This window comes from Alcaligenes nematophilus (genome assembly GCF_026344155.1).
GTDB lineage: Bacteria > Pseudomonadota > Gammaproteobacteria > Burkholderiales > Burkholderiaceae_B > Alcaligenes > Alcaligenes phenolicus.
On the sequence record NZ_JAPKMZ010000003.1, the window covers coordinates 1 to 19285 of the forward strand.

A 19285-nucleotide genomic window follows, 5' to 3' on the forward strand; every position below is an offset into this window, starting at 1 on the left:
AGGGCGCCCGGATGATGCCCTCGACAAGGGGACCGGTGCGCAGCACCGGCAAGTGCTCAAGCCCCTCCGGGTGCCCACCGCCCCCAAGGGCGTGCTCATTACTGGGTTCTACTCAATAATCAGCCCTGCCCCTCTCAAATAACGTTAATGCCATCAACGACAACAGATAACCACCAATCAGCAATTCACAACTAATAACTGACAACTGACAACTGACAACTGACAACTGACAGAACATGCTGCCCTCAAACCATGCCCTCACTCCCCGATCAAACAAAAAAAAGCCCGGTTAGAAAACCGGGCCTTTTGTCAGCACACCTTAAGGCGGCAAGCAGAGACTTACTTCTGCGGAGCGTACAAATACAACTCCACGCGGCGGTTCATGGCACGGCCTTCAGCCGTCGCATTATCCCCAATAGGAGCGTTCGGGCCACGGCCTTCTACCATCAAACGACCTTGTCCCACACCTTGTTGCGTCAGGTAATTCGTGACAGCGCTTGCGCGGTTAACCGACAAAGTTTGATTGGTCTGTGCCGACCCGGTGCTATCGGTATGACCGACAGCCTTGGCACGCAGCTCTGGATGCTGATTCATGGCGCGAGCCACACTATCCAGAACAGGCAGCAAAGCAGGCTTTAACTGATAATGGCCGGTATCAAACGACACACTGCTAGGAATATTGACCCGCAAGCTGCCATCGGGCATTTCGGTCACATCCACACCCAGGCCAGTTGCGCCAGACTGCTGAACATCCTTTTTAATGCCAGACCAGTTGTACGCTGCAATACCACCAGCCAGTGCACCGATACCTGCACCAATCATGGCGGCCTTGCTGCTATCACCAATCAAAGCCCCAAGACCAGCCCCCACAGCAGCGCCGCCACCCGCACCCACTGCGGTACGACCACCTGTGCTCATATTGTCCATCGTGCCGCAAGCGGCCAAAAGGGAAAGAGCACCAGCACATGCTGCTAATTTTGCAGAACGAATGGAAATTGTCATTATTGGCTCCGTAATCTCAAATTAAGTACCAGGACCGCTTGAATGCCTCCAATACTAGCAAGAGGCACCGCAAGCAGGTACTTCAAAACAGACTTCACTGCCTTCTTTAACAATTCTTGATCTTGCCAGCGACCACACAAACTGCAGTCACTGATTGCCTGGGGGCTAAGTACTTGAAAGCTTAGAACAACTCGGCACCCGAGTCGGCAACGACTTCTTTGTACTTCTTCAGATCACTGCTGACAAGCTCGCTGAATTCAGCCATGGTACCAGGCTGCACATCCGAGCCCATGGTAGCCAGTGCTTCACGCACGGCCGGGTCCATCAAAGCCTTGGAGTAAGCGGCATGCAGCTTGTCCAGCACAGGCTGTGGTGTACCGCCCGTAGCAAACACTCCAAACCAGGTGCCCAGATCAAAAGGCTTCACGCCAGCCTGCTCCATGGTGGGAACATCAGGCAGGAAGCTGGAACGCTCCAGAGTCGTCACAGCCAGGGCCTTGACGGTATCTGCCTTGATCAACGGCGCTGCCGAAGCCAGGTTATCAAACATGAAATGCACTTGGCCTGCCAGCAAGGCCGTTTTGGCAGGGTTGGCACCGGCGTAAGGCACATGCACAGAATTGATCTCGGCACGGGTGTTCAGGACCTCACCGGCCAGATGACCCGCACTGCCATTACCGCCCGAAGCAAAGTTCATTTGACCGGGATGCTCTTTAGCGTAGCTGATCAGATCCTGCACCGAAGCAATCTTGTTTTGTTCGGCAAACTCTTTGTTCACGATCAGAATGTTAGGCACCGAGGCAACCAGGGCGATAGGCGCAAAGCTCTCGACCGGGTCAAAAGGCACCGTCTTGTACAGCCAGGGGTTGATGGAATTGATCGCCACCGCCCCCATCATCAGGGTATAGCCGTCCGGAGCGGCCTTGGCCACAATGCTGGCACCGATATTGCCACCCGCACCCGACTTGTTCTCCACCACAACCGTGCCCAAGTCGCCTTTGACGCGTTCAGCCAGCAAGCGAGCCATGCTATCCAAAGGACCACCCGGTGGATAAGGCACCACGAACTGGATAGGTTTGGAAGGATAAGCATCCTCCGCCATTACAGCCGGGGCAGCCATGACAGCCGCGACACCAGAGACAGCCAGCAGCCACTTACAGACTCGAAACATCACTTTTTTTCCTTGAAATAAAAATGCATATGGGCTGCACAAGGCAGCCCATACAGAGCAGCCACTGATCCTTAATGAATGATCTGGCTTAAGAACTCACGCGTTCTTTCACTGCGTGGCGAGTCAAAGAACTCATCAGGCGTATTTTGCTCGATGATTTCGCCCTGATCCATAAAAATGACCCGATCAGCCACTTTACGCGCAAAACCCATCTCGTGGGTCACGCACAACATCGTCATGCCGGTATGGGCCAGCTCGACCATCACTTCCAGCACTTCCTTGACCATTTCCGGGTCCAGCGCCGAGGTCGGCTCGTCAAACAGCATAATTTTAGGCTCCATGCACAAGGAACGCGCAATGGCCACCCGCTGTTGCTGTCCGCCAGAGAGCTGTCCGGGATACTTGTTGGCCTGCTCTGGAATACGTACACGCTCCAGATACTTCATGGCCAGCTCCTGAGCCTGGGCCTTGGTCTTGCGACGAACCCACATCGGCCCCAAAGTCAGGTTTTCCATCACGGTCAGGTGAGGAAACAGATTGAAGTGCTGAAACACCATGCCCACGTCACGCCGAATAGCCTCGACCTGACGCACATCGTTGGTGAGCTCTTCGCCGGACACAATGATCTGCCCTTTCTGATGCTCTTCCAGGCGATTGATGCAGCGGATCAGGGTGGACTTGCCCGAACCCGAAGGCCCACAAATAACGATGCGCTCGCCGGGGGCCACATCCAGATTGATATCGCGCAGCACATGGAACTGCCCGTACCATTTATTGACGTTCTTTAGCTGAATAATGGCGTCTGCCATGCAAAACTCCTTGTCTGGCCAGCAAAGCAATGGGACTTACCCAAGGCTTTACTACCTGTGTCAGCGTTCATAACCCGTTTGCAAACGTCGCTCCAGCGAACGACTGTAGCGAGAGATGGAGTAGCAGAACACAAAATAAATCAGTGCGATGAACAGATAGGCTTCCCGGCTAAAGCCGCGCCAGGCCGCATCGGCCAGGGCCACTTTGGCCGCCTGGGTCAAATCGAAAATACCGATAATCACGACCAGGGAGGTGTCCTTGAACAGGGAAATGAAAATGCCTACCAGTGGCGGGATCACGATCTTGAGCGCCTGCGGCAAGATGATCTGACGCATGGTGCGCCAGTAGCTCAAGCCCAGCGAAGCCGCGCCTTCATACTGTCCCTTGGGAATGGCCTGCAAGCCGCCCCGCACGGTTTCCGCGATGTACGCCGCCGCAAACAAAATGATGGCGATCTGAGCACGCAGCAGCTTGTCGATGTTAAAGCCCTCGGGCATGAACAAAGGCAGCATTACCGAGGACATGAACAGCAAGCTGATCAGCGGCACGCCACGAATCAGTTCGATGTAAACCACGCACACTGCCTTGACGGCCGGCAAGCGCGAGGTACGTCCCAAGGCCAGCAACAAGCCCAAAGGAAAGGCGAACGCGATGCCGAAGGTAGCCAGAATCAAGGTCAGCGGCAAACCGCCCCACAGGCTGTTTTCCACATAGCTCAGGCCCAGCACACCGCCCCACATCAAAATACCCACAACGGTCAGGCCAACCAGCCACATCACAGGCAGCCAGGGTTTCCAGAACCAACGCACGCAGCTGCACACGATCAGCAAGGTCAGCAGGATGGAGGCCAACAAGGGTCGCCATTGCTCGTCATAGGGATAGATGCCAAACAGGATCAGACGGTGCTTTTCACGAATGAAAGCCCAGCACGCACCCGCACTGGCCCGACAATCCTGCGCGGTTTGCGCATCGAAATTGGCCTTGATGAACAGCCAATCGATCATGGCTGGCACAGTCATCAAAAGCAGCCAGGCCGACAACACCGTCAAAATGGCGTTCAAGGGAGAGGAAAACAGGTTCTGGCGCAGCCAACCCAGGGTGCCCCGCTGCAGTGGCGGTGGCCCGCTTAGGGTGGATGTAGGCGTATGACTCATTTAGCGCTCCACCAAAGCAATTCGGTTGTTGTACCAGTTCATGAAGATCGAAATCGACAAGCTGACCGTCAGGTAAGCCGCCATGATGATCAAAATGCCTTCAATCGCCTGCCCTGTCTGGTTCAAGGTGGTGTTCACCACAGACACAATATCGGGGTAGCCAATGGCCACGGCCAAGGAACTGTTTTTAGTCAGGTTCAGGTACTGGCTGGTCATGGGAGGCACAATCACGCGCAGAGCCTGGGGCAGAACCACCAGACGCATCATGCGGCCACGGGACAGACCCAGTGCCTGCGCCGCTTCCCATTGTCCTTTGCCCACGGCCTGAATACCGGAACGCACCACTTCCGCCACAAAGGCCGAGGTATAGGTGATCAAACCGGCCAGCAAGGCGGCAAACTCAGGCGATAAGGTCACGCCCCCGACAAAGTTGAAACCTTGCAGACGGGGCACATCCAGCGCCAAGGGTTCGGGGCTGATCAGCAAGGCCAGAACCGGCATCAGAACCAGCAGCAAAATGCCAAAGCGAATGGTGGGGAAAGGACGGCCCGTTTTTTCCAGACGACGACGCGCCCAGTGCGCCATCAAGACCCACAGCACCACCGCCAGGCCCAGACCCATGAAGATCCAGTCCATGCCATCGCCCTGGAGGGTGGGCAGCTTCAAACCACGATTCGATAAAAATACGCCGCCCAGCGGATTCAAAGCCTGCCGCGGTCCGGGCAAGGTCTCGGTAATCAGGGCGTACCAGAAGAACAGTTGCAGCAGCAAAGGCACGTTACGCATCACTTCCACGTACAAGCCCGCCAGCCGGGAGACCAGCCAGTTCTTGGACAAGCGTGCAATGCCCAGCAAGGTGCCAAACACGGTGGCAGCAATAATGCCGATCACCGCCACTTTCAGCGTATTGACCAGACCGACCAGAATGGCCCGCCCATAAGTATCCGAGGGCTTATAAGCCAGCGCCGACTCGCCAATGGCAAAGCCAGCCTCTCGATTCAGGAAATCAAAGCCTGTAGAAATATTGCGAACAGCCAGGTTGTGCAAGGTATTGGAGACCAGATACCACACACAAAAGCCAAGCACACCCAAAATCAGCACCTGGTAAATAATGCCGCGTGTGAACGGATCATTCCAGGACAGGCGCCGTTTAGGGGGGGCTGGCGCGGCAGGTGTATTTTGTGCCATAGCGTAAAACCCATGGATGCAGCACTACGCGTAGCCCTGCGAGGTGGCGCGCGTCTGGCCGAAGCCAGACGCAAGAACAAACAGCGAAGACCGAAATCTTAACGCACTGGCCAGCCGTACATCACACCACCGTCACGCCATTGCGCATTCAAACCGCGCTCCAGCTTCAAGGCGGTCGATTTACCCAGATTGCGCTCGAAGCTTTCGCCGTAGTTGCCGACCTGTTTAATTATGTTGTAGGCCCACTTGTTATCCAGCTTCAGACCTTTGCCCAGCTCGCCGGACACGCCCAGAATGCGCTGAATGTTCGGGTTATCGCTCTTGGTCTTTTCATCCACGTTCGCGCTGGTAATGCCATATTCTTCGGCTTCCAGCATGGCGTTCAGAGTCCAGCGCACCAGGGTGAACCAGTCCTCGTCGCCCTGACGCACGAATGGGCCCAGCGGCTCTTTGGAGAAATCCTCGGGCAGGATGTCGAACTCATCCGGCGTAGCCTGGGCGGCACGCATGGCTGCCAGCTGGGATTTATCGCTGGTAAAGCCGTCGCAACGACCGGAGGTAAAGGAGCGCATGGCTTCTTCAGGGTTGTTGATCACCACAGGGTTGAACTTGATCCCCTGACCACGGAACCAGTCCGCCAGGTTCAGCTCGGTCGTGGTGCCGGGCTGTACGCACACAGCGGCCCCATCCAGCTCTTTAGCGCTTTTCACGCCCAGGGATTTTTTCACCATCACGCCCTGGCTGTCATAGTAGTTAATGCCAGTGCTGACCAAACCCAAGGTCGTATCGCGAGAGATCGTCGCGGTGGTATTACGGGTCAGCACATCGACTTCACCCGATTGCAGGGCGGTAAAGCGCTGCTGAGTGGTCAAAGGCGTAACCTTGTATTTTTTGGCATCCCCAAAAACAGCAGCGGCGATCGCACTGCACATGTCCACGTCAATGCCGGACCAGACACCCTTACTGTCTGCCAGCGAGAATCCTGCAATACCGGTTGAGACACCGCACTGAACAAAGCCTTTCTTCTTCACCGAGTCCAGGGTTTCACCTGCCTGTGCATTAGCGGCCAAGGCCATCAACGCAACACTACATGCAATGGTTTTCACTAAGGTCATGGAATATCACCTCCTGTTTACTTTTGGTAAATGGATGCAGATTACAATTGCAGCTAAGCTGTGGTGTCCAATCGTAGAGCCAGACTGTCCAAACACAAATCGGGGGTTTCCCTCTAACAATCTGACTAATACTTTTACCTACGCCGACATTTTCATGCGAGCCCCGGCGGTCATTCCCCAGGGGCTTTCCAAGCAGATTCCTCTTTAATTGTGCGTCGCGATGATCGAGTTCCAACACGTTTTTAAATCGTATGGCCGCAGTAAAAATATTCTAGCCGACATTAATTTTCGCATTGATGACGGCGAATTCATTTTTGTTTCCGGCCCCTCGGGAGCAGGTAAATCCACTTTATTGCGTCTGATCGGAGGCCTGGAGCTGCCTAGCCGTGGCTCGGTTCAGGTCAATGGGCACAGGCTGGACAAGCTGCCGGCCCGCGCCCGTCCCTATCTGCGACGCGCGGTGGGTGTGGTTCTACAAGATACGCACTTGCTGCAAGACCGCAGCGCCCTGGCCAATGTGCTCCTGCCCCTGGCCGTCATGGGCCTGGAGCCCAGCACCGCCCAGGCACGTGCTCGCGCCGCCATGGAAAAAGTGGGCCTGCGTGGCAAAGAAGATTTAAAGCCGGTGGAAATGTCGGGGGGTGAACAACAACGGCTGGCGATTGCCCGCGCTATTGTGAATCGCCCGGCTATTTTGATTGCCGACGAACCCACTGCCAATTTGGACGCTGATAACGCCAAACGCATCATGGATGTATTGATGGACTTTAACCGGGTGGGTGTCACCACCTTAATTGCTTCGCACGATCTGAATTTGATGGCACGCTATGCACGTCGAACCCTGCTGATTCAGGACGGCCGTTTTTCCGATCACCCAGGAGTGCTGGCATGAGAACCTGGCTGCGTCATCATCAATACGCCTTTCTGGTGGCCCTGCGCCGCCTGAAAGTGCAACCCTTCTCCTCCCTGTCCAACCTGCTGGTCATTGCCTTGACCCTGGCTGTACCCGTTCTGGGAGCCAGTATCTTGCTGGCCGCTCAACCTGTCGTGCGCGAGATTCCGACCTCGCCCGAAATGACCGTGTTCATGAAACAGAACAGCACGCTGGAACAGGCGCAAGCTTTCAGCCAGGCCGTGGGCAAAGAGTTTCAAGCTGAACTGGCCCAGATCAGGCTGGTCAGCAAGGAACAGGCGCTCAAGCAATTACAGAGCAACCCCAGCTGGACAGATGCCTTGGGCGCTTTGCCCAGCAACCCCTTGCCACACGCCATTGTGCTGACTCTGCATGAAACCCCGGACTTGGTGACGCGTGCCGACACCCTGGCCAAGACCTTGCAAGACCGCGAAGGCGTGGATAGTGTGTTACTGGATAGCGAATGGGTGCAGCGTCTGGCTGCAATTCTGAGCTTCATCCGTATTGGCTTATGGATTCTGATGGCAGGCGTGGGCGTAGTCGTGATTGCCACTGTGTTCAATACCGTCCGTCTGCAAGCCCTGAACCAACGTGAAGAAATTGCCGTGGCCCGTCTGGTCGGCGCCACCGAAGCCTTTGTACGCCGCCCCTTCCTGTATATGGGCGCGCTAACCGGCCTGACGGCCAGCGCTCTGGCATGCGGTCTGGCCCTGCTGGCACTGACCCCGCTGAACAAAGCCTTATCCAGTCTGGCCCAAAGCTATGGCGTCCAGTTGACGCTCCGGCTGCCGGAATTTTCTCTGTTGCTGACAGCGGCTATTTTGGTCGCCATTTTGGGCGCCCTGGCAGCACGCTGGTCTGTTACCCGTAGTACCCAATATTGATGTCACTTCCTGAACCCTGTCCCCAAGATCTGGCCGAAAAAGTGGTGGCCTGGCAAAAAACCTCCGGCCGCCACCACCTCCCTTGGCAGAACACGCAAGATCCTTACCGCGTCTGGCTTTCCGAAATCATGTTGCAGCAAACCCAGGTCGCTACCGTACTGGGTTATTACGAGCGCTTTCTGGAACGCTTCCCCACCGTCAAGGATTTGGCCGAGGCCGAGCAAGATGAAGTCATGCCCTATTGGGCCGGGTTGGGCTACTACGCCCGCGCCCGTAACTTGCACCGCTGTGCCCGCGAGGTCATGGAGACATGGGGCGGCCGTTTTCCGGCTAATGCCACAGATCTGGCGACCTTACCCGGCATTGGCCGCTCTACCGCCTGTGCCATCGCCGCCTTCTGTTTTGGCGAACGCAGTCCCATCATGGACGGCAACGTGAAACGCGTGTTCACACGCTACTTCGGGATCTATGGGCCCACGCAGAAAAAGGCCGTGGAAAACACCTTGTGGGCCAAGGCAGATGAGGTCGTGGAACTTGCCCCCGCCAGCCTGAATATGGCGGCCTACACTCAAGGGCTGATGGACCTGGGCTCGCAATGCTGTACCCGCAGCAAGCCCACCTGTAGTCTCTGTCCACTGCAAAGCGACTGCTACGCCCACACGCATCAGGCACAGTCCGAGCTACCCAGCCCCAAAGAACGCATTCGTCAGGATGAGCGCTATGCACATGTGCTGATTCTGGAACTGAATGGCCAGGTTTTGCTGGAACAACGTCCTGACAAGGGAATTTGGGGTGGTCTGCTCACCCTGCCCCAGTTTGACGATGCCATCAGCCTGCAAACGGCGGCACTGCATTGGTCTAACAAGGAGGCTATCGCGCTGGCCTCTTTCCAGCATGTGTTCTCGCACTTCAAGCTGCACATCACCCCTTGGTTACTGCAAGTCGATGAATCTGTACTGGCTGAGCCAGTGGCAGGCCAGCAATGGCAGGATCATGAAGCACTGGAGCAGACCGCTTTACCTGCGCCCATACGCAAGCTGCTGCTGGGTTTGTACCAGAGCAAGGATAGTGAACAGTTACTGCTAAGCTGATGCCAAGATCCCCGGCCTAATCCGGGGGGAGCGGCGCCTATGCAGGCCGCGCTGGCTTATCGTTGCTGATGCTCATCAGCATCCCGCAGGCGACACCCAAGGTCATCAGGGCCGTACCGCCATAGCTCAGGAACGGCAAAGGCACGCCCACCACGGGCAGAATTCCCGTCACCATGCCTATGTTCACGAACACATAAACGAACAGCATCATGGACATGGAACCGGCCAGCAGACGGCTGAATTGGGTGTGAGCCACAGCAGCAATCGACAAGCCGCGCAGGATCAACAAGGCGTACAGCACCAGCAGCATGATGCCGCCGTACAAACCGAATTCTTCGGCAAACACTGCAAAAATAAAGTCGGTTGTGCGCTCGGGCACGAAATCCAGATGGGACTGGGTGCCCATCATGTAGCCCTTGCCGTAAACACCACCAGAACCGATCGCAATCATGGACTGGATGGTATGGAACCCTCTGCCCAAACGGTCACTACCGGGGTTCAGCAAGGTGCAGACACGGTGCTTTTGATAGTCGTGCAACACCACCCAATCCAGGTCTGGTACGCAGATATAGTCTTCGTAGTACAGCAAGGCGCTAATGCCCAGCACCAGCACCACCACAATGGGCACGATCAGCTTGAAGGACAGGCCTGCAAAGTAAATCACGCAGAAACCGGCCGCAAACACCAGCAAAGCCGTACCCAAATCCGGCTGACGCACGATCAGCAGGAACGGAATCATCAGCAAGATGCCTGCCACCATGAAGTCCAGCAAGCTCATCTTGGGCCGCTGATAGCGGTGGAAATACCAGGCCAACATCAAGGGCACGGAAATTTTGAGCATTTCCGAGGGCTGAATACGTGCCACCCCCAGGTCCAGCCAGCGCGTTGCGCCCTTGCTGGTTTCGCCAAAGAACTCCACCCCCAAAAGCAAAACGACCCCGATCGAATACACCACCGGAGCCAGCTTCATCCACAAGGCTGGCGGAATCAGGGCGGCCAGCCACATCACACCAAAGGCCAACAGGAAATTACGCACCTGATCGGCAAAGCGCCAGTCTGTACCGCCCACAGCGGAATGCATGACGGTCATGCCCAGCGCAGCCATCAGCACCAGCAAAAGCAGCAAAGGCCAATCAAAGGCGGTGACGGCTCTCAGGCCCAGTTGCAAAAGTCGCTTCATTGCATCTGCCCTCGTTCCACCAACCAGTAATCAAAGACCTTGCGCACAATCGGTGCCGCAACCGAACCACCCCAACCTGCGTTTTCCACGATCAGGGCAACAGCAATTTTGGGGTTCTCTGCCGGGGCGTAGGACATGAACAAGGCGTGGTCGCGCAAACGCTCATCAATGGCGTTGGCGTTGTACTTGGCACCGCGCAAGCTAAAGACCTGTGCCGTACCCGTTTTGCCAGCGGCCTGATACGCCGCACCCGCAAAAGCCCGGCGGGCGGTGCCCAAACGCACCACATCCACCAGAGCACGTTTGACCACATCCACATTGGCCTGCTTCAGGGGGATCAGCTTGGCATCAATACGCACGGGCTGTTCAATTTCCGGATCATGGGGGCTGAGTGTCTGGGTGACCAGATGCGGAGGCCGCACAATGCCATTGCTGGCCAACACGGCAGTCGCATGGGCCAGTTGCAGCACAGTAAACGAGTTATAGCCCTGGCCCACGGCCACCGAGATGCTTTCCCCTGCATACCAGCGCTGTTGGGCCGGTTTTTTGTAGGCCTGACGTTTCCATTCGGTAGAGGGCAGAATGCCTTGGCGCTCGCCATCCAGATCAATGCCGGTTTGCTGACCAAAGCCAAACTGCTTCATGAAATCGTGCAGATTATCAACGCCAATTTCCGGGCCTAAAGAGTAGAAGTAAGTATCCGAAGACACCACCAGGGCGCGGTGCATGTCGGTAGAGCCATACACAGCGCCACCCGCGTTACGGAAACGCTGTCCTCCGAACTCAAAGTAACCAGGGTCAGAAATACGGTCTGTTGCCTTGCGCTTGCCAGTTTCCAGAGCCGCCAAGGCCACAAAGGGCTTGTAAGTCGAGCCGATAGGATAGGTGCCGTACAGTGGGCGGTTAATCAGCGGGTGGTCGGGCGAGTCATTCAGCTTGCGCCAGTTCTCTACGTCAATACCGTCAATAAACAGGTTCGGGTCGAAAGACGGGGCCGACACAAAAGCTAGCACTTCGCCAGTGCTGGGCTCGATCGCCACCAGCGCACCGCGTCGTCCTGCAAACAGGGCTTCAGCCATTTTCTGCAGGCCAATGTCCAGCGATAAACGCAAGCTGGCACCCGGTACGGGGTCGACCCGGCTCAAGGTACGTACTGGACGGCCCGAAGCAGCCACTTCCACTTCCTCGATCCCTGTGCGACCGTGCAGGGTCTTTTCCCAGGTTTTCTCGATCCCTTTTTTGCCAATGACCTGCGTGCCACGGTAATTACCGGTTTGCCCGGTTTCTTCCAGGCGCTGCTGATCGCCCTCGGAAATACGGCCCACATAACCCAGCACGTGCGCCGCCGCCTCGCCTTGCGGATATTCGCGCACCCAGCGAGCCTGCAAGGTCACCCCCGGGAACTTGAAAGCATGGGCAGCAAACCAGGCGGCTTCATCATCGCTCAGGTTATTGCGCAACAGAATTTCAGAATATCGACTGTTTTGCGCGACGTTCTGCTTGAATCGACGACGATCACGTGGACTTAGCTCCACCAGCTCGCCGACACGATCCAGCATATCGTCTACCGGCTCGCCCAGACTGGCGGGTACGGCCGACAAGGTGTAGTCCCGGTAATTACGGGCCAGCACCTCGCCATTGCGGTCCAGAATCTCGCCTCGACGAGGGGTAATCGGGATAACAGCAATACGGTTTTGATCGGCTCGGGCGGCAAAGCCTTCGTAGCGCACCACTTGCAAATACCACAAGCGCACGCCCAGCACCCCTAACAGTACGCAGGCCAGAACGGCCGCTACCAAAGCGCGAAACAGGATGCGCTGGCGCAACTGATGCGAAGTTTTTTTGAATTCAAACATGGCCGCCCTACCCGTCAGGACGAACCGGAGTCGGACTCGTCCAGACGTCGCTGCGGCAAGAACAGCACGCTATCGGCCAGCGGCCACAGGGCGGCGGTCAACAAGGCGCCTCCGGCCCACTCCCAGCCAGACCACTCCCCTACCAGCCAAGCGTGCAGAACCCGCACAATCAACTGGGCCAGCAGCATGACAACTGCCATGTGCAAGAAGTGAGTCCACATGCCAAAGTTCAGGATGCGCTTGCGCAGCAGCAATGCGCCGTACACGACCAGAATATAAGCCAAGGCATGTTCGCCCAGCAGACTGCCATCGTGCACATCCACCAGAATGCCCACAATAAATGCCAGTGACATGGGAACACGGCGCGGCTCGTGTACAGCCCAGAAGGCCAGCACCAGCATCAACAGATCGGGCGCAAAGGGCAGCAGCCGCCAGGGCAGCATGGAAACCAGCCACATCAGCAAAATCGAGCCCCACACCAACCAGGGGCTGGAAGCGCGCGAAAACGGGCTGCTATCAATAGGCTGCAAACTACTCAAGGATGAGGACCGGGTTTTGCGGCCAGAGGTGTCCGAGGACTCAGCGCGTCGCATCATTGGCATCGTCCTGTTCAAGAGGGCGCTCGCTCTCGGGCACCAGCAAAATCAGAAAATGGCGATAACGCTCGGGGTGCGACAAAGGCGTCACCAAGGCCAGCGCAAAACCGGACGCATCATCGCGCTCGATACTGCTGACCATGCCCACCGGCAGACCAGCAGGGAACAAGCCCCCGATACCGCTGGTGATCAAGGTATCGTTCGGCTCCAGATCCACATCAGCCGTCAGAAAACGCACTTCCACTTTGCCACCGGGGTTGCCACCGAAGGCAATCAAACGCAGACCATTGCGCAACACCTGGACCGGCACCGAGACTTTATCGTCCGTGATCAGCGCAGCTTCCGAGGTAAAGCGCGTGACGCGCACCACCTGGCCAACCACGCCGCCTTCGTCAATAACCGGCATACCGGGTCGAATGCCGCTGGCCGAGCCTTTATTGAAGATCAGGTGACGGGCGTACCCATTAGGCGGTTCGTACAGAACCTCTACCGCGACAGACGGTTGGGTAACCGTATCGGCCACTTGCAGCAAACGGCGCAGCTGCTCGTTCTCAGCAGACAGCTGGGCGGCATGGGTAGACAACTGAGCCAGCTCGATACGCTGGCGTTGCAAGGCTTCTTTTTCGGAACGGGCGGTGGAGGCCGCGTCGGTCCAGCTGCTGAAATAAGTAACCAGATCACGAGGGGCCAGCATGACACGCTGAAAGGGATACAGCACAGTGGCCACGGCCTGCCGCACGGGTTCGAGCACAGCATAACGAGCGTCAGTAATCAACAAGCCCACAGCCAGCACCAAAAGAGCGGCCAGACGCAGCTCAGCTGATGAGCCGCGCCTAAATAGCCGGATGGAGCCTTGTTCTCGCATTACTCAAGCACTCGATCGCTTGCCCCCACAGGCAGACACTGCCGTGAAGGCCAAGCAAAGATCAATCGTAAATGAATACGGACTCCAGACGCTCCAGATGTTCCAGAGCCTCACCGCAACCCCGTACCACGCAGGTCAGAGGATCTTCAGCCACCACGACGGGCAAGCCGGTCTCTTCTTGCAGCAGACGGTCCAGGTCATGAACCAGAGCACCACCACCCGTCAGGACGATGCCCTTGTCAGTGATGTCCGCACCCAGTTCTGGAGGAGTTTGTTCCAGAGCGGTTTTAACCGCGGAAACGATTTGATTCAAGGGATCGGTAAGCGATTCCAGAATCTCGTTGGAGGACACCGTGAAACTGCGTGGCACCCCTTCGGACAAATTACGACCCTTGACTTCAATCTCGCGAATTTCAGTGCCAGGGAATGCGGAACCGATCTCTTTTTTGATCAATTCAGCCGTAGGTTCACCAATTAGCATTCCGTAATTGCGACGGATGTAATTAATAATGGCTTCGTCAAACTTGTCGCCACCGACGCGAACCGATCCTTTATAGACCATACCGCCTAAAGAGATCACGGCCACTTCGGTTGTACCACCACCGATATCCACCACCATGGAGCCGCTGGCATCGGACACGGCCAGGCCTGCACCGATCGCGGCCGCCATGGGCTCTTCAATCAGGTAGACCTTGCTGGCGCCAGCGCCCAGAGCAGATTCTTTGATGGCACGGCGTTCCACCTGGGTGGAACCGCAAGGCACACACACGATAATGCGTGGGCTGGGAGCAAACATGCTGCGTGGGTGAACCATGCGGATGAACTGCTTGAGCATTTGCTCGGTAACCGTAAAGTCCGCGATCACACCATCCTTCATGGGCCGGATGGCTTCAATATTGCCAGGCACCCGACCCAGCATTTGCTTGGCCTCCTGCCCAACGGCCTGAATGATTTTTTTACCATTAGGTCCACCTTCATGGCGGATGGCTACAACGGACGGTTCATCCAGTACGATACCCTTGCCGCGTACATAGATAAGGGTATTGGCCGTACCGAGGTCGATTGCCATATCGCTGGAAAAGTAACTGCGTAGGAATCCGAACATGGGCGCGCAAAGTGTAAAGTGTTTGGGGAAAAGGCAGGTAAATTCGGCGCGGAACTCAAGCGTAAAACGACAGGCACAAGAACCAGGCAACGAATTCAAAAATACCTGGGAAGGAAACGGTCAATGATAACTTATAATTGCTCTACATTAGGACTGTTTTAATGGTCAGTTAAGTTCTGTAACCCCCGCATTTGCTGTAAAAGTGCCAAACTGTCCCTAACTGACGGATTTCCGCTTTTTTTTATTACTCATTTTCCAGTACCCACCCACATGTCTATCACTGAACAGGATGTTGCCCGTATAGCGCAACTGGCGCGCCTTGATCTTTCTGCTGAACAAGCCTCCCAGGTCGAGCACGATTTGACGCGCATCCTGGGCCTGATCCAGACCTTGCAAACCGTTGATACTCAAGGCGTTGAGCCCATGGCCCACCCTTTGTCCGCCCGCCAGCAGATCAGTCTGCGTCTGCGCGAGGACAAGGCCCTGCCTTCCGGAACGGTAGAAAGCCGCCAGGCCATGATGCGCAACGCCCCCGCCGAGCAGGATGGCCTGTTTCTGGTGCCCACGGTCATCGAATAAAGCAAAACCATGTCTTTTACCCCTGAATTCGCGACTATTGCAGCGCTGCGCCAAGCTCTGCAAAACAAAACCGTCAGTGCCCGCGAGCTGGCCCAGCAAGCCCTGGACAACAGCGCCCGTCAAAAAGAGCTCAATGCCTTCGTGCAGCAGGACGCTGCCCTGACCCTGGCCCAGGCCGATGCCGCTGACGCCCTGATTGCTCAAGGCAAGGCCGGTCCACTGACCGGCATCCCTATCGCCCACAAAGATTTGTTTGTCACCAAGGATTGGCAGACCACCGCCTGCAGCAAAATGCTGGAAGGCTACGTCAGCCCCTTTGACGCCACGGTCGTGACCAAGCTGCAGGCAGCCGGTGCTGTCTCGCTGGGCAAGCTGAACTGTGACGAGTTCGCCATGGGCTCGCGCAACGAAAGCTCGGTGTTTGGCCCCGTGCGCAACCCTTGGGATCACTCCATGGTGCCCGGTGGCTCCTCGGGTGGTTCTGCCGCCGCTGTCGCTGCTGGCCTGGTAGCGGGTGCGACTGCAACCGATACCGGTGGTTCGATTCGCCAGCCTGCCGCCCTGTGTGGTGTCAGCGGCATCAAGCCCACCTACGGCACGATTTCCCGCTTCGGCATTATTGCCTACGGCTCCAGCCTGGATCAGGCCGGCCCTATCGCTCGCAATGCACGCGACTTGCTGGACTTGCTGGAGAACATGTGTGGTTTCGACCCGCAAGACGCCACCAGCCTGGAGTTTTGCGACGACCAGCCCAATAACGGCGCGCGCATTCGTCAGCAATTTGAACAGCAACAGGCTCAACAAGAAACCCAAGGCAGCCAGCCACTGAAAGGCCTGCGTATTGGTGTGCCCGCCCAGTTCTTTGGCCCCGGTCTGGACCCGGTCGTTGCCGACGCCATTGAAGCCGCCCTGAAAACCTACGAAAGCCTGGGTGCAGAGCGCGTCACCGTGCAACTACCCCTGACAGAGCTGTCTGTCCCTACTTATTACGTCATCAGCCCCGCTGAGGCCTCCACCAACCTGTCGCGCTTTGACGGCGTACGCTTTGGCCACCGCGCCAGCCAGTACACCGATCTGAACAGCATGATTTCGCGTTCGCGCTCGGAAGGCTTTGGCCCTGAAGTGGTACGCCGCATCCTGGTCGGCACTTATGTGCTCTCGCATGGCTACTACGACGCTTACTATCTGCAAGCCCAACGCGTGCGCCGCATGATTGTGGACGACTTCCAGAAAGTCTTTGAACAGTGCGACCTGATCCTGGGCCCCGTCACACCGGCTCTGGGCCGCAAGCTGGGTGCCACCATCGAGGATCCCACCACCGATTGGCTGGGCGACGTCTACACACTGGGCGTGAGCCTGGCCGGCCTGCCCGCCATGTCCATTCCTTGCGGCTTCAGCAAGGATGAGCGCCCCCTGCCCATCGGCCTGCAAATCATTGGCAACTACTTCCGTGAAGGCCAGTTGCTGGCCTTTGCCGACCGCTTCCAGCAAGTCACCGACTGGCATCAACGTCAACCAGGACAACAATAATGGAATGGGAAATTGTGATCGGGCTGGAAACTCATACCCAGCTCTCGACCGAATCCAAAATCTTCTCCAGCAGCAGCACTCGCTTTGGCGCCTTGCCCAACACGCAAGCCAACGAAGTCGATATGGCCTTGCCCGGCGCTCTGCCTGTCTTTAACCGTGGCGCTGCCGAACGGGCAATTCGCCTGGGTCTGGCCGTAGGCGGCCACATTGCGCCGCGCTCCGTGTTCGAGCGCAAGAACTACTTCTACCCGGATCTGCCCAAGAACTACCAGATCAGCCAGATGGAAATTCCTGTCGTCAGCGGCGGTACGGTCAGCTTCATGCTGGACGGTGAAGAAAAAACCATCAATCTGACTCGCGCCCACTTGGAAGAAGATGCCGGTAAATCCCTGCATGAAAACTTCCGTGGTCCTTACGGCGAGTCCAGCACCGGGATCGACTTGAACCGCGCAGGCACTCCGCTGCTGGAAATCGTGTCCGAACCTGAAATGCGCTCGGCGGCTGAAGCCGTGGGCTATGCACGCGCCCTGCACAGCCTGGTAGTCTGGCTGGGCATTTGCGACGGCAATATGCAGGAAGGCTCTTTCCGTGTGGATGCCAACGTATCGGTACGCCCTAAAGGCCAGAAAGAATTTGGCACTCGCTGCGAACTGAAGAACATCAACTCCTTCCGCTTCCTGGAACGTGCCATTCAATACGAAGCACGCCGCCAGATCGAGCTGATCGAAGACGGTGGCAAAGTCATCCAGGAAACGCGCCTGTACGACTCGGACCGTGACGAGACCCGCAGCATGCGCAGCAAGGAAGACGCACACGATTACCGCTACTTCCCCGATCCTGACCTGCCACCTCTGTTTATCAGTGAAGAGTGGATCGAACAGGTTCGTCAGGACATGCCTGAACTGCCCGCCCAGAAACTGGCTCGCTTCGAGCAAGAGTTTGAACTGAGCCGTTACGATGCCTCGCAACTGACGGTAGATCGTGCAACGGCTGACTTCTTCGAAGCCATCTTGCAGGCGGGCTCCAAGGCGAACGCGAAACTGGCCGCCAACTGGATTCTGGGCGAACTGTCGGCTGCCTTGAACCGTGAAGAGCTGAGCATTGAGCAGTCCAAAGTCAGCCCAGCACAATTGGCTAAGCTGATTGCCCGTATTGCGGACGGCACCATCTCCAACAAGATTGCCCGTGACGTGTTTGCGGCACAGTGGGATGGCGAGCTCAATGGCGATGTGGATGCCATTATCGACGCCCGTGGCTTGAAGCAGATCAATGACGTAGGTGCCATTGAGGCCATGGTGGACGAAGTACTGGCCGCCAACCCCAGCATCGTCGAGCAGCACCGTGCCGGCAAGCCAAAAGCCTTCAACGCTCTGGTCGGCCAGGTGATGAAGGTGGCCAAGGGCAAGGCCAATCCGCAGCAGATCAACGAAATGCTCAAGCAAAAGCTGGACGCCTAAGTCCGGACTCTGCGCTTAACGGATACAAAAACACCAGGCCTTGGCCTGGTGTTTTTTTACTGCTGAACTTTGCTTGCCAAACGCAGATGATCAGACACCGTAGCGATCGCGGTAGGCTTTCACTTGAGGAGCATGAGCAGCCAAGGTGGTGTCATCCGCCAGCACCGCCATGATGTCAGCCAAAGAGGCAATGCTGATCACAGGAATACCGTAAGTCTGTTCCACTTCCTGCACTGCAGAATGCGCGGACAGTTCCTGATCGTTACCGGCGCGCTCCATGCGATCCAGAGCAATCAGCACCGCGGCAGGTTCTGCACCTGCGGCCTTGATGATCTGCATGGATTCACGCACGGACGTACCCGCTGTGATCACGTCATCAATAATCACGACCTTGCCTTGCAAGGGAGCGCCCACCAGGGTGCCGCCTTCACCGTGGTCTTTGGCTTCCTTGCGGTTGAAAGCAAAAGGCACATCACGATCACCGATTTGTGGATGCTCGGCCAGGGCAATTGAGGTTGCGGCAGCCAGAGGAATCCCCTTGTAGGCGGGACCAAACAGCATGTCAAAAGACACGCCCGAATCCAGCAAAGCCTGAGCATAGAAACGGGCCAGCTGACCCACACTACGTCCCGTATTGAACAGGCCGGCATTGAAGAAGTAAGGGCTCAAACGGCCAGACTTGACCTTGAATTCCCCAAAACGCAGCACTCCCTGTTCCAGGGAGAAGCGCACAAAATTGCGACGATTATCGTTATTAGCCGACATGACAGAGTATGAAAAAGATAGAGA

Annotated in this window: 18 protein-coding genes; 6 read left to right on the plus strand and 12 right to left on the minus strand. The window is 56.7% G+C overall.

Annotation, left to right across the window (positions count from 1 at the left end):
• Window positions 1-339: 339 nt before the first annotated feature.
• The 6 genes from OSH04_RS08760 to OSH04_RS08785 form a co-directional block, all read right to left on the minus strand.
• A complete protein-coding gene (locus OSH04_RS08760) occupies window positions 340-918 on the minus strand; it encodes an OmpA family protein (protein WP_088453170.1) in 579 nt (192 codons plus the stop codon).
• A 265-nt stretch (window positions 919-1183) separates the two neighbouring features.
• On the minus strand, window positions 1184-2173 hold the full coding sequence (locus OSH04_RS08765; RefSeq protein WP_266108285.1) for a Bug family tripartite tricarboxylate transporter substrate binding protein: 990 nt from the start codon (window positions 2171-2173) through the stop codon (window positions 1184-1186).
• A gap of 71 nt (window positions 2174-2244) precedes the next feature.
• Window positions 2245-2982 (minus strand): amino acid ABC transporter ATP-binding protein, encoded by a 738-nt coding sequence (locus OSH04_RS08770; RefSeq protein ID WP_060186656.1) that lies wholly within the window; start codon window positions 2980-2982, stop codon window positions 2245-2247.
• 60 nt (window positions 2983-3042) lie between these two features.
• Window positions 3043-4137, minus strand: coding sequence for an amino acid ABC transporter permease (locus OSH04_RS08775; RefSeq protein WP_254002283.1), 1095 nt, complete (start codon window positions 4135-4137; stop codon window positions 3043-3045).
• Window positions 4138-5325, minus strand: coding sequence for an amino acid ABC transporter permease (locus OSH04_RS08780; protein ID WP_022983606.1), 1188 nt, complete (start codon window positions 5323-5325; stop codon window positions 4138-4140).
• Window positions 5326-5423: 98 nt separating this feature from the next.
• On the minus strand, window positions 5424-6440 hold the full coding sequence (locus OSH04_RS08785; RefSeq protein WP_035270417.1) for an amino acid ABC transporter substrate-binding protein: 1017 nt from the start codon (window positions 6438-6440) through the stop codon (window positions 5424-5426).
• Between the two features lie 220 nt (window positions 6441-6660).
• Here OSH04_RS08785 and OSH04_RS08790 point away from each other — a divergent pair, with 220 nt between their 5' ends.
• Genes OSH04_RS08790 through mutY form a run of 3 tightly spaced genes read left to right on the plus strand, consistent with a single transcriptional unit; the run spans window position 6661 to window position 9328 of the window.
• Window positions 6661-7332 carry a cell division ATP-binding protein FtsE gene (locus OSH04_RS08790; RefSeq protein WP_009460544.1) on the plus strand — a complete coding sequence of 224 codons (672 nt, stop codon included), beginning with the start codon at window positions 6661-6663 and terminating at the stop codon, window positions 7330-7332.
• Window positions 7329-8237, plus strand: a complete 909-nt coding sequence (locus tag OSH04_RS08795) for a cell division protein FtsX (protein ID WP_266108287.1) — start codon at window positions 7329-7331, stop codon at window positions 8235-8237. The genes OSH04_RS08790 and OSH04_RS08795 overlap by 4 nt, the downstream gene beginning before the upstream one ends.
• A complete protein-coding gene (mutY, locus tag OSH04_RS08800) occupies window positions 8237-9328 on the plus strand; it encodes an A/G-specific adenine glycosylase (protein ID WP_266108289.1) in 1092 nt (363 codons plus the stop codon). Before OSH04_RS08795 ends, mutY begins: the two co-directional genes overlap by 1 nt.
• 37 nt (window positions 9329-9365) lie before the next feature.
• Here the strand turns inward: mutY and rodA are convergent, their stop codons facing one another.
• From rodA to OSH04_RS08825, 5 genes are all read right to left on the minus strand, one after another.
• Entirely contained in the window at window positions 9366-10508 is a 1143-nt protein-coding gene (gene rodA, locus OSH04_RS08805) for a rod shape-determining protein RodA (RefSeq protein WP_035270410.1), read from the minus strand.
• Window positions 10505-12364 (minus strand): penicillin-binding protein 2, encoded by a 1860-nt coding sequence (mrdA, locus tag OSH04_RS08810; protein ID WP_035270408.1) that lies wholly within the window; start codon window positions 12362-12364, stop codon window positions 10505-10507. Before mrdA ends, rodA begins: the two co-directional genes overlap by 4 nt.
• Before the next feature lie 14 nt (window positions 12365-12378).
• Window positions 12379-12960 carry a rod shape-determining protein MreD gene (mreD, locus tag OSH04_RS08815; RefSeq protein WP_080748006.1) on the minus strand — a complete coding sequence of 194 codons (582 nt, stop codon included), beginning with the start codon at window positions 12958-12960 and terminating at the stop codon, window positions 12379-12381.
• Window positions 12944-13825: a rod shape-determining protein MreC gene (mreC, locus tag OSH04_RS08820; protein ID WP_009460381.1), complete on the minus strand. Its 882-nt coding sequence runs from the start codon at window positions 13823-13825 to the stop codon at window positions 12944-12946. The genes mreD and mreC overlap by 17 nt, the downstream gene beginning before the upstream one ends.
• Before the next feature lie 61 nt (window positions 13826-13886).
• On the minus strand, window positions 13887-14930 hold the full coding sequence (locus OSH04_RS08825) for a rod shape-determining protein (protein ID WP_003801946.1): 1044 nt from the start codon (window positions 14928-14930) through the stop codon (window positions 13887-13889).
• A gap of 270 nt (window positions 14931-15200) precedes the next feature.
• Between OSH04_RS08825 and gatC the strand changes: the two genes are divergently transcribed.
• From gatC to gatB, 3 genes are read left to right on the plus strand one after another with little or no spacing between them, the layout of a single operon-like run.
• On the plus strand, window positions 15201-15509 hold the full coding sequence (gene gatC / locus OSH04_RS08830) for an Asp-tRNA(Asn)/Glu-tRNA(Gln) amidotransferase subunit GatC (RefSeq protein ID WP_003801948.1): 309 nt from the start codon (window positions 15201-15203) through the stop codon (window positions 15507-15509).
• A 9-nt stretch (window positions 15510-15518) separates the two neighbouring features.
• The gene (gene gatA / locus OSH04_RS08835; RefSeq protein ID WP_060186652.1) at window positions 15519-17039 is read left to right on the plus strand and encodes an Asp-tRNA(Asn)/Glu-tRNA(Gln) amidotransferase subunit GatA; all 1521 of its coding nucleotides are present in this window, start codon (window positions 15519-15521) and stop codon (window positions 17037-17039) included.
• Entirely contained in the window at window positions 17039-18496 is a 1458-nt protein-coding gene (gene gatB / locus OSH04_RS08840; RefSeq protein ID WP_266108290.1) for an Asp-tRNA(Asn)/Glu-tRNA(Gln) amidotransferase subunit GatB, read from the plus strand. The genes gatA and gatB overlap by 1 nt, the downstream gene beginning before the upstream one ends.
• Window positions 18497-18586: 90 nt before the next feature.
• Here gatB and pyrE read toward each other — a convergent pair whose 3' ends face one another.
• Window positions 18587-19261, minus strand: coding sequence for an orotate phosphoribosyltransferase (pyrE, locus tag OSH04_RS08845; protein WP_026484434.1), 675 nt, complete (start codon window positions 19259-19261; stop codon window positions 18587-18589).
• Window positions 19262-19285 lie beyond the last annotated feature (24 nt).